We start from the raw sequence: 13,563 nt of genomic DNA, 5'->3' as shown, positions 1-13,563 counted from the left end.
TTATATCAATATGTCACCTCGCTCAAGAGAGCGGCGCAACATCGCCACGAACTCTCCGCCGATAGGGATCGTTTCGTGGCCGAAAGGCGTTCAGGCCTTGTGCAGCGAGGTTCCTACAAGCGTGTTAGCATGCCACGGACGGCGCGGCAAAGCAGGAGAACAACCGAAATGACCGTAAGATCACCAAGATGGAGCGTCGCGCTGCCGCTGGCGCTGGCCTGGGCGGCCCCGCTGATGGCGCAGGAAGCGCCCGCACCATCGCACATGCTGGCCGGCACGCGGCTGGACGTGGTGGCCAGCGGCGAGGTGAGCGCGGTGCCCGATATCGCGACGATCGGGGCGGGCGTGGTCACCCAGGCGCCGACCGCCGCCGCCGCGATGGCCGAGAACGCCCAGCGCACCGCCGCCACCGTCGCCGCGATCCGCAAGGCCGGGGTCGCCGATCGCGATATCCAGACGACCTCGGTCAGCCTCAGCCCGCAATATCGCTATGCGGAGAACCTGCCCCCCGCGATCGTGGGCTATCAGGCCTCGACCCGCGTCAGCGTGCGCTTCCGTGATGTGCGCAAGGCCGGTCCGATCCTCGATTCCCTGGTCGCGGCCGGCGCCAACCAGATCGACGGCCCGACCCTGTCGATCGACAAGCCCGAGCCGTTGCTCGATCAGGCGCGTGAGAAAGCGGTTGCCGCGGCCCGCGCCCGAGCGGCGCTCTATGCCCGCGCGGCGGGCCTGCAGGTGAAGCGGATCGTCGCGATCAGCGAGGGGTCCTTCGAACCGATGCCGATCGTCCGGCCGATGCCGATGATGGCGATGGCACGTGCCGAGAAGGCCGCCGACACGATGATCGAGGCGGGCGAGCAGAAGATCGCGATCAGCCTGTCGGTGACGTTCGAACTGATGTGACGAGGCCGGCCCCTTCCAGCGGCGGGAGGGGCCGCGACTCTATCGGCGGCCGGGGTTTTTCCAGGTGCCCCCGCCCGGTGCGGGGCGGTCGGTGCGCATCGTGCGAAAGCCGCGCGCCTTCGGCGCCTTTCTCGCTTTGGTCCTGGGGCCCTTAGGCTTGCGCTTGACCAGATCCGACAGGACGATCACGGCCAGGAAGGCCACGAACAATCCCGCGATGATCCACCTGATGTCCTGACTGTTCATGACGGGGTGCTCCATATCCGCCGGTACATCACGCTACGCTGGACATGGTGCGCCGCACTGCCGTTGCCCCGGCAGCTGGTACGAACGGCTGCAACGGCTTTGTCATAAACCTATTCGCGCCTGCGGAAAAGCGGGATTGCGCGCGCCGGCGGCTCAGTCGCGATCTTCGCCATAGAGGGGGCGGTCCCGCTTCGAGCGGTCGAAGCTGTAGAAGGCCGGCATGGTGAAGCGATCGCCGCCACGGACCTTGAGCACCGCATGCTCGTGCCGCCATCCGCCGGTGAAGGCCACCAGCATGCCGGCGCGCGGCTTGAGCATCAGGTCCTGTGCGGTGAAATAGAGTTCGCCGCCCTCATACTCGTCGTTGAGATAGACCACGCTCGCAAAGTCGCGATAGGCGAAGGCGTGGGCGGAGCCGTCGGGATGGGCGCGATCGGCATGGGGCGGCATGTGCATCCCCTCGCTCCAGCGGACCAGTTGCATCGTGTCCGCGAAGATCGGTGCGTCGAGCCGGTAGAAGCGGGCGATGGCCTCGGTCGCGGCCCGGTCCGCCGCCTGCATCAGCGCCGCCATGTCGGGCCGCCGCTCCAGTACGTCCGAATAGAAAAGAAGCCGGCTCTTCCAGTAGCTTTCGCCTATGTCCTCATGATTCCTGGTGAAATCCTCGCCGCGTGCATAATCGGCCAGGGCCCCGCATTCCGCGGGCGCGAGGAAATCTGGGATGACGAGGAAATCGAGCCCCGCACGGCCGGGATCGCCGCTGAGGTCGGTCACGCCTTCCGCATCGGCCAGCAGCCCGTCCTTCAGGCGGTCGCGTCCCGCGACGTTGCGTGGGGTCTGCCCGGTCTCCAGGCGGGCAAGCAGGCTGTCGGCTTGCCAGGGATCGGCCCTCGGCGCGGCGATGATCCTGGTCATGGAGGATCGCTGCGGGCCGCCCGACAGTGCTCCGCCGCTCAGCAGCGCCGATGCGGCCTGGTTCATCGTCAGCGACAGCCGCGTGACGGCCGCCGCAGGATCGGGCTTGGCATAGGCCGGCCGCTGGCCGCTGGCATCGGTGGGGCTCGCGAGGCGCATCTTGTTGGTATGGTCCTCGACCATCGTGCCGTCGGGATGGCGCCCGACGAAATAATGGCGCTGCCAGGCCTGCTTGATCGCCTCCGGATCCTTCGCATCGATCCGCTTCTGGAAGCTGTCGCGCTCCCGCCGGAAAGCCTCATGCTCGATCCCCATCGCGGGATCGTCGCGCATGTCGTGGATGACGACGTCCCAATCGCCGAGATAGTTTTTCGGGATCGGCATGATCGTGCAGATCGGCTCGCCCTTGGCAAAGCGGACGGTGCCCGGCGCAGTCATGTTCCAGTTCATCGTGAAGGGGTAGGGCAGCCAATCGCTCTCGACGATGCCGGTCATCGGCGCGATGCCGTGCTTGGGATGGTTGAACGGGCCGCTGACCAGGATGCTCCAGCCGGGCGGGGTGCGGAACATATAGGTGGTGTGGAAGGTCACGACCCCGCGCGTGAAGTGCGAACGCAAGAAATCGTCGAGCGCCACGCCCTCGGGCAGCGGGCCCGTGGCCCGGACGACCAGATCCTCCTTGGCCGGCTTGCCGTTCCATTCGATCTCGACATCGGCCGGGCAGAGGATATCCCAGCCATGGGTATTGGCGATCGACAGCGGCAGGCAGCGATAGGCGTGGCGATCGCTGAACTCGTCCATCCATTGCCGGTCGGGGGCGCTCGGCACGAGATCGAAGGTGGGGAGCTGTGCTCTGAAGGCCTCGATCCGGGGGCGTGGTTTCATCTACAGACTCTCTGGGCCGCGTCGTCGGACCTAGTTAGTCGATGCGCGGGGCGGGTGCCAGCCTGACGCAACCGGCCCGCCCCGCTTGGTGAGCGGGCGGGCCGGACGATGAAACCGACGATCGCGTCAGCGCATCGAGCCGCGACGCACCAGATTGACGATCGCCAGCAGGATCACTGCGCCCAGGAAGGCGCTGAGCCAACCATAGACGCCGCCGCCGCCCAGGCTCGGGCCGAACAGCACGCCGCCGATGAACGATCCGATGATGCCGACGACGATGTTGAGGATGATTCCCTGCTGCGCGTCGGTGCGCATGACGATGCTGGCCAGCCAGCCGATGATGCCGCCTACGATCAGGAAAATGATCAGATTCATTGCGTCCTCCTGCCACCTGTCGAGAGGTTCTCCGTCTGTGCGGAAAGCCTTGGAGTCAGTACGTTTCAGAACCGACCTTGTTCCTTTTGCGCTCCTGAGGCCGGCTGTTCCAGCCCCGAAAGAAAAAGGCCCGCCCCCGGAAGGGGACGGGCCCGATCGACGTGTTGCGCGGGCGCGTCAGTATTTCTGTTGGCGCTCGTACAGAGACTTATAGTGCTGGATGCGGGTCACGCGGAGGCCGGGCATGCCCGAGCGTTCGACCGCGCGCTGCCAGCCGGCGAATTCCTCGACGGTCAGGTCGTAGCGTTCGCATACCTCGTCCACCGTCAGCAGCCCGCCACTCACGGCGGCGACGACCTCGGCCTTGCGGCGCACGACCCAGCGGGTGGTGCCGGGCGGCGGCAGCGAGTCGAGCGTAAGCGGCTCGCCGAGGGGGCCGATGACCTGATGGGGACGGATTTTCTGATTCTCAAGCATGCGATACCTCGAACATGGTCGGTCGACCGAATGGCGTTGCCCAACAAACTTCCGGCGCCTTCCCTAGCGTCGCCCCGATCAAGGAAGCTTTGCCGGGAAGGGTAAATGGGCGGATCATGATTGTTACCGTGATCCGTCCCTGAACAGCGCGGCCGCGGCGGCATGGAAGCTGCCGGGCACGCTGCCGGAGGTCGCCGCCTGCCCTGGCCCCGCGAGCAGGATGGCGACCGCCGGATGGCTGGGATCCGGCAGCAGCACCGACTGGCCATCCCGCGCGCACCGGGCCGTAGGCGTCGCCGCCTGATGTTCGGCCAGCAATGCGCAGAGGGTGACGAAGTCGAGCGGAGCTTCGGCCGGCTGGGCGGTGTCGATCCGGAATTCGTCTATTCTGATCTTCATATCCGTTTCGCCCGTTTCCCGTGACAGGACAAGGAACGGCTCCGCGCGGCAAATCTTTAGGCAAAAAGCGCATCTTTTTGCGGGGCTTGGCCATAAGTGGTAGAGGCGCCGCGATGAACCCGGAATTCCAGCTTGAAAACCACCCCGACGGGTCGCTCAAGGGCGCCCGGATCGTCGTCGCGATGTCTGGCGGGGTCGATTCCTCGGTGGTGGCCGCGCTGGCGGCGGCGAGCGGCGCCGAGACGATCGGCGTGACCCTGCAGCTCTACGATCATGGCGCGGCGGTGGGGCGCAAGGGGGCATGCTGCGCGGGCCAGGATATACGCGACGCCCGCGCGGTGGCCGACAAGCTCGGCATTGCCCATTATGTATTTGATTATGAAAGCCGTTTCCGGGAATCGGTGATCGCGGACTTCGCCGACGAATATGCCGCCGGCCGCACCCCGATCCCCTGCGTCCGCTGCAATCAGGGGGTGAAGTTCACCGACCTGTTCGGCATCGCGCGGGACCTGGGCGCGGACTGCCTTGCGACCGGCCATTATGTCCGCCGAGTGCTGGGTGAAGGCGGCCGCCCCGAACTGCACCGCGCCGCCGATCCGGCGCGCGACCAGAGCTATTTCCTGTTCGCCACGACAAGCGAGCAGCTCGCCTATCTGCGCTTCCCGCTGGGCGCGATGCCCAAGCCTCGCGTGCGCGAGATCGCGGTCGAGCTGGGGCTGGGCGTCGCCGCCAAGCCCGACAGTCAGGACATCTGCTTCGTACCCGATGGCGACTATGCCGGCATCGTCAAGAAGCTGCGCCCCGAAGCGGCCGAGGAGGGCGAGATCGTCGGCCTCGACGGGACGGTGCTGGGCCAGCATCGCGGCCTGATCCATTTCACCGTCGGCCAGCGTCGCGGCATCGAGATCGGCGGCAGCCCGGAGCCGCTCTACGTCGTCCGGCTGGAGCCCGCGACCAGGCGGCTGGTGGTGGGCCCGCGCCGCGCGCTCGCCGTGTCGGGGGCGATGCTCGACGACATCAACTGGATCGGCGAGGGGCATGAAGGCCCGGTGACCGCCAAGGTCCGTTCGCTCGCCAAGCCGGTGTCCGCGCGGTTCGAGGAAGGGGCCGTCCATTTCGACCAGCCCGAATATGGCGTGGCGCCGGGCCAGGCCGCGGTGCTCTATGCGGGCGACCGGGTACTCGGCGGCGGCTGGATCAGGGAGACGATGCCGGCGGAGCTGGTCGCGGCGGCTTGATCATCCGAGGCCGTCGCCCCGGGCTATGGGTGGCGACTGAACCGTCACCCCAGGGTGAACGCCCCCTCGATCACCGTCACGCACTTCCCGCCCAGGATGACGCGGTCGCCGGCCAGTTCCACGTCGAGATGGCCGCCGCGCGAGGAAGCCTGATAGGCGGTGAACCTGTTCCGCCCCAGCGCCTTCGCCCAATAGGTGGCGAGCAGGCAGTGCGCCGATCCGGTCACGGGGTCCTCGTCGATGCCGGCGCCGGGCGCGAAGACGCGGCTGACGATGTCGGTGTCGGTGCCCGGTGCCGTAGCGATGAACAATATGTCGCCCATCGGGCGCATCGCGCGGAAATCGGGCTCCAGCGCCACCACCTCCGCCGCGCTTTCGTAGCGGAGCAGCGAATAGCCACCCTCGCGCCACAGCGTCTCGACCGGCGCGCCGCCGATGGCGGTGACATGATCCGGCAGCGGCCTGGGCGCCATTGCCCAGGCGGGGAGGGCGAGGCGGTAGCCTTCACCGTCGCGGGTCACGTCAAGCGGGCCGGCCTTGCGGGTCATGAAGCGGACCTTGTCGATCCCATCGGCGCGCGACAGCAGGACGTGGCCGGTGGCCAGGGTCGCATGGCCGCACAGCACCACCTCGACCATCGGGGTGAACCAGCGCAGCTCGAAATCGGCTTCCGGCCCCGCCCATGGGACTATGAAGGCGGTTTCGGCCAGGTTGTTCTCGGCAGCGATGGCCTGGAGCGTGGCGTCGTCGAGCCATGCCTCCAGCGGCATCACCGCGGCGGGATTGCCGGTGAAGGGGCGGTCGGCGAAGGCGTCGACCTGCTGGAAGGGAATCCTCATGGATGGTTCTCCTCGCCGGGATCGAGATGCCCCTCAGGTTCGGGGTGGATGGTGATGTCGACGCCCGGGAAGGCCTTGCCCAGCTTCCTTTCCACCTCGTCCATCACCCTGTGCGCTTCGCCCAGCGTCATCCCCGCATCGACCCAGACGTGGAATTCGGCGAAATCGTCGCCGCCTGAGGTGCGGGTGCGCAGATTGTGGATCCCGCGCAGTTCGGGATGCCTGCCCGCCACCTCGGCGAAGGCGCGGCGGCGTTCCTCGGGCCATTCGCGGTCCATCAGCTGGTCGATGGCACGGCGCGACGCGTGCCAGGCGCCGTAGAGCAGCCAGACGCCGATCGCCATCCCGGCCACGGCATCGGCCCCGCTTATGCCCATATAATGCTCGATCACCAGCGCCGCGATGACGCCGAGGTTGAGCATGACGTCGCTCTGATAATGGATCTTGTCGGTGCCGATGGCGAGCGACCCGGTCCGCGCGATCACCCGCCGCTGATAGGCGACCAGCAGCAGCGTCAGCACCAGCGCGATCGCCGATACCGATATGCCGGTTTCGGCGGCCTGCGGCCGGGCCCCGGCCATCAACTGCTGGGCGGAGCGGACGATGATGCCGAAGGCGGAGATGCTGATCAGTACCAGCTGGAAGAAGGCCGCAATCGCCTCGGCCTTGCCATGGCCGTAGCGGTGCTGCCGATCGGCCGGCGTCGCGGCCAGCCGGACGCTGTAGAAGGTCACGATCGAGGCGATAAGGTCGAGCGCGGTATCGGCCAGCGAGCCCAGCACGGCTGCCGACCCGGTTTCCCAGCTCCCATAGCCCTTGAGCAGGATCAGGATCGCCGCGACCGAGACCGAGGCGATGCCGGCACGCTCATTGGGCTCGAGGCGGCTGGCCCAGCTCATGGATAGAGCAGGCCTTCGATCCAGCCGTCGGCGTCCCGGGTGAACAGCCTCCGCTCGTGGAGGCGATGGGCGCGGTCCTGCCAGAATTCGATCCGTTCGGGTTCGACCCGGAAGCCCGACCAGTGCGGCGGGCGCGGCACCGGACCGCCTTCGAAACGCGCCTTCATCGCCTCGAAGCGCGCTTCGAAGGTCGCGCGGCTGTCGAGCGGTCGCGACTGATCGGAAGCCCAGGCGCCGAGTTGGGAATCGCGACGACGGGTGGCGAAATAGGCGTCGCCCTCGGCCTCGCTGACCTTGCTCACCGGCCCCTCGATGCGGACCTGGCGGCGCAGCGATTTCCAGTGGAACAGCAACGCGGCACGCGGAGTGGCGTCCAGTTCGCCGGCCTTGCGGCTCTCATAATTGGTATAGAAGACGAAGCCGCGCGGATCATGGCCCTTGAGCAGCACCATCCGGACCGACGGCTGGCCGTCGGTGCCGACCGTCGCCACCGCCATCGCCTCGGGATCATTGGGCTCGGAAGCGCGGGCCTCGGCAAACCAGTCCTCGAACAGGGCGTGGGGATCGGTGGTCATACAACATCCTTCAAACGCGCGTCCCCCCGACGGAGGCCGGGGGCCGCAACCGGTTCTTGCGGTCAGGTCGCAGCAAAAATCATGACGGCCCCGGCCTCCGCCGGGGCGATGGTGTAAGTCAAGCTCATATCACCGCGTCGGCCGGTTCGGTGCCGCTCGTGTCCAGCGCGGTCGCGACGCGGTCGAGCGCCAGCGCGAGCTGCGTCCGGTCGGCGGCGACACCCAGGCAGAGCCGCACGCCCGAGATCAGCGAGGGTTCGATGAGTGGCGCCGAGGGCGGCGTCAGCTCGACCCCGGCGCGCATGGCCCGCGCGACCATCCGTTCGGCCGCCAGTTCGGACATCGGCAGCCAGAGATGTGGGCAGCGGGGGTCGCCCGGTCGGGGCATCGCGGTGCCCAGCTTCTCCGCGGCGATCCGGTGGCGGGCGATCATCTCGGCCTGGGTTTCGGCGATGATCTCGTCGGCCGAGCCGTCTTCGATCCACTGGCAGGCGACCATCGGCCCCAGCGCGGGCGGCGAATAGACCCGTGCGCGGATCAGCCGCAGCACCCGGTCCATCGCCGCATCGTCGGGAACCAGCAGGTAGCCGGTGCGCAGGCCGGGGGCGAGCGCCTTGGATGCCGCGTTGATATAGAAGCAGCGCTCGGGCGCGTAGGAGGTAAGCGGCGGGGGCGCGTTGCCCAGGGCGAAGGCCGAATAGAGATCGTCCTCGATGATCCATAGTCGATATTTGCGCGCGATCGCGGCGATCTCGGCGCGGCGCCCGGCGCTCATGATCCGGCCGGTGGGGTTCTGCAGGGTGGGGAGGGTGTAGAGCACCCGCGCGCCCCCGGCGGCGGCGCGCTCCAGCGCCTCGGGCAGCAGCCCCTCCTCGTCCATCGCGAGGCCGAGGGTGCGATAGCCGCCGGCCTGCGCGATCGATCGGACCCCGAAATAGGTCGCGGCCTCGGTCATTATCGTGTCGCCGGGCCGGCACAGCGAATCGACCGCCAGCATCATCGCCTGCTGGCCGCCGCTGGTGATGATCAGCCGGTCGGCGTTAATCTCCGCCAGGCCGCCGATCCGCCGCAGCCAGCCGGCCGAAATGCGGCGATGCGCCTCGACCCCGGCGGGGGGCGCATAATCGAGGCAGGCGGCAAGGTCGTGACGCTTACCCAGCTTGGCCAGGGTGGCAGCGAAGCGGCGCTGGGTGGAAGCGAGCGGGGGCAGGTTGCGGGCAAGGTCGATCGGCCCGTCCTGCGCGCGCAGCGCGGCGGGGGCGTCGGCGACGAAGCTGCCTCGGCCGACCGTCGCGGTGAGCAGGCCCTGCCGAGCCGCCTCTCCATAGACCGATGTAACGGTGCCGATGCCGATGCCAAGGCGATGGGCGAGGTCGCGGTGCGGGGGCAGTTTCGCGCCGGGCGGAAGCACGCCGCCCTCGATGTCGCGGCGGAGCGCGGCCAGCAGCCGTCCGGAAACGGTATCGGCATCGTCCTGCAGGATCGGCGTCCAGATCATCGTGGCGGGCCTTTAATGTCACTATGACAATATCGTCTTTGACTCGCGATACAATAGGGCGCAGTGGCGCCGCGTCAAGGTGAATTGGCACCATGACATTCAGGACAGGGATCATGACAAGGATATGGACGACAGCGCTCGCTAGTTTCGTGCTGATAGGCTTTGCGGCGGTTGTTTCGGCCACTGCAATAGCGACCTCGGCGGATATCGACGCGCGCCCGGCTGGCCGGGCGATGATGGTCGAGGCGCAGTATCAGCTCGCCATGCGAATGAAGCGATGACAATGTCGCCCGATATCCTGATCGCCCTTGTGACATTCTGCGTGGTGTCGACCGTGACGCCGGGGCCGAACAACATGATGCTGCTGTCGTCGGGAGCCACGTTCGGCTTTCGGCGCACGATCCCCCATATGCTGGGGATCAGCATCGGATGCGCGATCATGGTGCTGCTGCTCGGTTTCGGCCTGTCCGGCGTCATCGCGCGGGTGCCGTGGCTATACACCGTGCTGCATATCGCCTCGGCCGGCTATCTGCTCTATCTGTCGTGGCGGATCGCGACCTCGACCGGCGTCGGCGCCGGGGCGTCGCGCGGGCGACCGCTGAGCTTCCTCGACGCGGCGGCTTTCCAGTGGGTCAACCCGAAGGCCTGGGCGATGACGCTGGGCGCCACCACCGGCTTCGCGCGGCCCGAGCATCTGACCGCCGACATATTGATCGTCGCGCTCGTGCTGGTGGCCCTGGGCCTGCCCTGCATCGCGCTGTGGGCGGGCGGCGGCACGATGGTCCGCCAGCTGCTGACCCGCCCTGGTGCCCTCCGCACGTTCAACATCGGGATGGCGCTGCTGCTGGTCGCCTCGCTGGTGCCGGGGCTGATCGAATTGGCGGGGCCGGCCTGACATCTGCCTACCCTCCAGGGAAGTCGAGCAAAGTTCATTGCACTGCACAACGGGATGTGCTGACTCTTGTCGCCATGATTCAGGCGGCACTGCATCACCAGACGATCTATCGTTATGATCAGCCGGTCCAGCTGGGGCCGCAGATCATCCGGCTGCGCCCGGCACCCCACAGCCGGACCTCGGTGAACAATTATTCGCTGCGCATCGCGCCCGAGAATCACTTCATCAATTGGCAGCAGGATCCGCACGGCAATTGGCTGGCGCGGCTGGTGTTCCCGGAGCGGACCAACGAATTCTCGGTGACGGTCGATCTGATCGCCGATCTGGTGGTGGTCAACCCATTCGACTTCTTCGTCGAGGATTATGCCGAGCAACGGCCTTTCACCTATGCGCCGCAGATCGCCACCGATCTGGCGGCCTATTTCGATATCGAGCCGCAAGGGCCGCTGTTCGAGCAGTTTGTCGCCGAGTTCGCCGACCAGCGCCTCCGCACGATCGATTTCCTCGTCAACCTCAACGTCGCGATCAACCAGCGGGTCAACTACGTCATCCGCATGGAGCATGGCGTCCAGTCGCCCGAGGAGACGCTGTCGATCGGGAGCGGCAGCTGCCGCGATTCGGCGTGGCTGCTCGTGCAGGCGGCCCGGCGGCTCGGCATGGCGGCGCGGTTCGTGTCGGGCTATTCGATCCAGCTGACGCCGGACATCATCCCCATCGACGGCCCCAAGGGGGTCGCGGCCGACGTCTGCGATCTGCATGCCTGGGCTGAAATCTATCTGCCCGGCGCGGGCTGGATCGGGCTGGATGCGACATCGGGCATGTTCGCTGGCGAGGGACATATCCCACTCGCCGCAACCCCACATTATCGTTCGGCTACGCCGATCGAGGGTGCGTTGCTCGAACCGGCGCATGTCGATTTCCATTTCGACATGAACGTGCAGCGTATCGCCGAGGCGGTGCGCATCACCAAGCCCTTCACCGATGCCCGCTGGGAAGCGCTCGACGCGCTGGGCGAGAAGATCGATGCCGACTTGCAGGCGCAGGACGTGCGGCTGACGACGGGGGGCGAGCCGACATTCGTCGCGCTCGACGATCCGGAAGCGCCCGAATGGAACGGCGACGCGGTCGGCCCCACCAAGGCGGGCTATGCCGACCGGCTGATCCGTAGGATGCGGGATCGCTTCGCGCCGGGTGGCATGCTCCACCATGGCCAGGGCAAATGGTATCCGGGCGAAAGCCTGCCGCGCTGGGGCTACTCGGTCTACTGGCGCGCCGATGGTGTACCGATGTGGAAGGATGCCTCACTGATCGCCGGGGCCGACACCGGCAAGTCGGTGGGCAATGACGATGCGGGCCGCTTCCTGGTGGCGATCGCCGATGGGCTGGGCGTCGGTGGCGATATGGTGCAGGAGGCCTATGAGGACGGCATCGAATGGGCCGTCAAGGAAGCCCAGCTCCCTGAGAATGTCGATCCAACCGATCCGAAGATCGATGACCCCGAGGCGCGGCATCGGATGGTCAAGGCGTTCGAGCATGGCCTGAGCAAGCCGGTTGGCCATGTCCTGCCGATCCAGCGCTGGCAGGCGGCGCAGGCGCCTGAGCCGCGCCGCTGGCGCTCGGAACGCTGGCAGGTGCGGCGCGGCAAGCTGTTCGTCATGCCGGGCGACGCGGCGATCGGCTATCGGCTGCCGCTCGGTTCGCTGCCCTATGTGCCGAAGTCCGACTATCCCTATCTCCATATCCAGGACACGACCGAGATACGCGGTCCGCTGCCCGATTTCGCGGCGGAACGCAGCGAGGCGCCCGCGCAGCGGGCCGAGCCGGTGGCGCCGGTCGCTGGCGGCGTGGCGGCGCAGGAGCGGCAGGAGCAGACGATCATCGAGGGCGCGGTCCGCACCGCGATGACGACCGAGGCGCGGGGCGACCATATCGCGGTCTTCCTGCCGCCGACCGAGCGGCTGGAGGATTATCTGGAGCTGGTCGCGGAGATCGAGGCCACCGCTGCGCGCACCGGCACCCCGGTACGGATCGAAGGCTATGGCCCGCCGCCCGATCCCCGACTGAATGTCTTCAAGATCACCCCCGATCCCGGCGTGGTCGAAGTCAACGTCCAGCCCGCGGGAAGCTGGCGCGAGACAGTCGACATCACCACCAGCCTCTATGAGATGGCGCGCGAGACCGGGCTGACCGCCGACAAATTCATGGTCGATGGCCGCGCGATCGGCACTGGCGGCGGCAACCATATCGTGCTCGGCGGCCGGTCGGTGAACGATTCGCCCTTCATCCGGCGGCCGGATCTGCTCAAGAGCTTCATCCTCTATTGGCAGCGCCATCCCGCGCTCAGCTATCTCTTCTCGGGATTGTTCATCGGCCCGACCAGCCAGGCGCCGCGCATCGACGAGGCGCGCCATGACGGGCTTTATGAGTTGGAGATCGCGCTGGCGCAGGTGCCGGCCCCCGGCGAGGGCAAGCCACCCGCGCCCTGGGTCGTCGACCGGCTGTTCCGTAACCTGCTGGTCGACGTGACGGGCAACACACACCGTACCGAGATCTGCATCGACAAGCTCTATTCGCCGGATGGACCGACCGGGCGGCTCGGCCTGCTGGAGTTCCGCGGTTTTGAGATGCCGCCGGAGGCCAAGATGAGTCTCGCCCAGCAATTGCTGCTGCGCGCGCTCACCGCCTGGTTCTGGCGCGAGCCGCAGAAGGGAGGGCTGGTCCGCTGGGGCACCGCGCTACACGATCGCTTCCTGCTGCCCCATTTCGTCTGGGCCGATTTCATGGAGGTGCTCTCCGACCTGCGCCATGCCGGCTATGATTTCGATCCGGCCTGGTTCGAGGCGCAGCGCCAGTTCCGCTTCCCGGTCCATGGCACCGTCTCGGCGGGTGGGGTTACGCTGGAGATCGCCCATGCGCTGGAGCCATGGCATGTGCTGGGCGAAACCGGCGCGATCGGCGGCACCGTCCGCTATGTCGACAGTTCGACCGAGCGGTTGCAGGTCAAGGCATCGAGGCTGGTGCCGGGCCGCCATGTCGTCGCGGTCAACGGCCGTGCCGTGCCGATGACGCCGACCGGCGTGCCCGGGGAGGCGGTGGCGGGGGTGCGCTACAAGGCCTGGAAGCCGGCCAATTGCCTCCATCCGCTGCTCGATGCCGATGCGCCGCTGACTTTCGACATCCTCGACAAGTGGAACCAACGTTCGCTAGGCGGGTGTGTCTATCATGTCGCGCATCCGGGGGGACGCAATTATGACGCGGTTCCGATCAACGACTTGGAGGCCGAGGCGCGCCGCAGGGCGCGCTTCCAGGACCATGGCCACACGCCGGGCGCGGTGACGATCCCGATCATGGAAAGACCCAGCGAGTTTCCCGTGACACTCGATCTTCGCGCGCCGCCAACGTGGTAGGTGCGGCGGTGC

At 67.3% G+C, this 13,563-nt stretch carries 13 protein-coding genes; 4 read left to right on the top strand and 9 right to left on the bottom strand.

Annotated features, from left to right (window positions below; all coding sequences use genetic code 11):
* The first annotated feature begins 168 nt into the window (after nt 1-168).
* Nucleotides 169-903, top strand: a complete 735-nt coding sequence (locus CMV14_RS17340; RefSeq protein ID WP_066962201.1) for an SIMPL domain-containing protein — start codon at nt 169-171, stop codon at nt 901-903.
* Between the two features lie 39 nt (nt 904-942).
* Here CMV14_RS17340 and CMV14_RS17335 read toward each other — a convergent pair whose 3' ends face one another.
* From CMV14_RS17335 to CMV14_RS17315, 5 genes are all read right to left on the bottom strand, one after another.
* Complete coding sequence (locus CMV14_RS17335) at nt 943-1,164, bottom strand: hypothetical protein (RefSeq protein ID WP_066962198.1); 222 nt, start codon at nt 1,162-1,164, stop codon at nt 943-945.
* Nucleotides 1,165-1,302: 138 nt separating this feature from the next.
* Nucleotides 1,303-2,949 (bottom strand): DUF6065 family protein, encoded by a 1,647-nt coding sequence (locus tag CMV14_RS26860; protein WP_176488986.1) that lies wholly within the window; start codon nt 2,947-2,949, stop codon nt 1,303-1,305.
* Between the two features lie 126 nt (nt 2,950-3,075).
* Nucleotides 3,076-3,324, bottom strand: coding sequence for a GlsB/YeaQ/YmgE family stress response membrane protein (locus CMV14_RS17325; RefSeq protein WP_066962195.1), 249 nt, complete (start codon nt 3,322-3,324; stop codon nt 3,076-3,078).
* 177 nt (nt 3,325-3,501) lie between these two features.
* Nucleotides 3,502-3,801: a CtrA inhibitor SciP gene (gene sciP, locus CMV14_RS17320; RefSeq protein WP_066962192.1), complete on the bottom strand. Its 300-nt coding sequence runs from the start codon at nt 3,799-3,801 to the stop codon at nt 3,502-3,504.
* Between the two features lie 123 nt (nt 3,802-3,924).
* Nucleotides 3,925-4,200 carry a hypothetical protein gene (locus tag CMV14_RS17315; protein WP_066962189.1) on the bottom strand — a complete coding sequence of 92 codons (276 nt, stop codon included), beginning with the start codon at nt 4,198-4,200 and terminating at the stop codon, nt 3,925-3,927.
* A 113-nt stretch (nt 4,201-4,313) separates the two neighbouring features.
* Here CMV14_RS17315 and mnmA point away from each other — a divergent pair, with 113 nt between their 5' ends.
* Nucleotides 4,314-5,438, top strand: a complete 1,125-nt coding sequence (gene mnmA / locus CMV14_RS17310) for a tRNA 2-thiouridine(34) synthase MnmA (protein ID WP_066962186.1) — start codon at nt 4,314-4,316, stop codon at nt 5,436-5,438.
* 44 nt (nt 5,439-5,482) lie between these two features.
* Here mnmA and CMV14_RS17305 read toward each other — a convergent pair whose 3' ends face one another.
* From CMV14_RS17305 to CMV14_RS17290, 4 genes are all read right to left on the bottom strand, one after another.
* A complete protein-coding gene (locus CMV14_RS17305) occupies nt 5,483-6,277 on the bottom strand; it encodes a PhzF family protein (RefSeq protein ID WP_066962184.1) in 795 nt (264 codons plus the stop codon).
* Nucleotides 6,274-7,176, bottom strand: coding sequence for a cation diffusion facilitator family transporter (locus CMV14_RS17300; protein WP_066962181.1), 903 nt, complete (start codon nt 7,174-7,176; stop codon nt 6,274-6,276). The genes CMV14_RS17305 and CMV14_RS17300 overlap by 4 nt, the downstream gene beginning before the upstream one ends.
* Nucleotides 7,173-7,751, bottom strand: a complete 579-nt coding sequence (gene pdxH, locus CMV14_RS17295) for a pyridoxamine 5'-phosphate oxidase (protein WP_066962178.1) — start codon at nt 7,749-7,751, stop codon at nt 7,173-7,175. Before pdxH ends, CMV14_RS17300 begins: the two co-directional genes overlap by 4 nt.
* A gap of 124 nt (nt 7,752-7,875) precedes the next feature.
* Complete coding sequence (locus tag CMV14_RS17290) at nt 7,876-9,249, bottom strand: aminotransferase-like domain-containing protein (protein WP_066962175.1); 1,374 nt, start codon at nt 9,247-9,249, stop codon at nt 7,876-7,878.
* Nucleotides 9,250-9,532: 283 nt separating this feature from the next.
* On the opposite strand from CMV14_RS17290, the gene CMV14_RS17280 reads away from it, so the two are divergent.
* Complete coding sequence (locus CMV14_RS17280; RefSeq protein WP_066962169.1) at nt 9,533-10,144, top strand: LysE family translocator; 612 nt, start codon at nt 9,533-9,535, stop codon at nt 10,142-10,144.
* 74 nt (nt 10,145-10,218) lie between these two features.
* A complete protein-coding gene (locus CMV14_RS17275) occupies nt 10,219-13,551 on the top strand; it encodes a transglutaminase family protein (RefSeq protein WP_066962166.1) in 3,333 nt (1,110 codons plus the stop codon).
* Nucleotides 13,552-13,563 lie beyond the last annotated feature (12 nt).

It is taken from the genome of Rhizorhabdus dicambivorans (genome assembly GCF_002355275.1).
Taxonomy (GTDB): Bacteria; Pseudomonadota; Alphaproteobacteria; order Sphingomonadales; family Sphingomonadaceae; genus Rhizorhabdus; species Rhizorhabdus dicambivorans.
The sequence above is the reverse complement of the archived record's forward strand: the minus strand, read 5'-3'. Positions and strand labels throughout refer to the sequence as shown.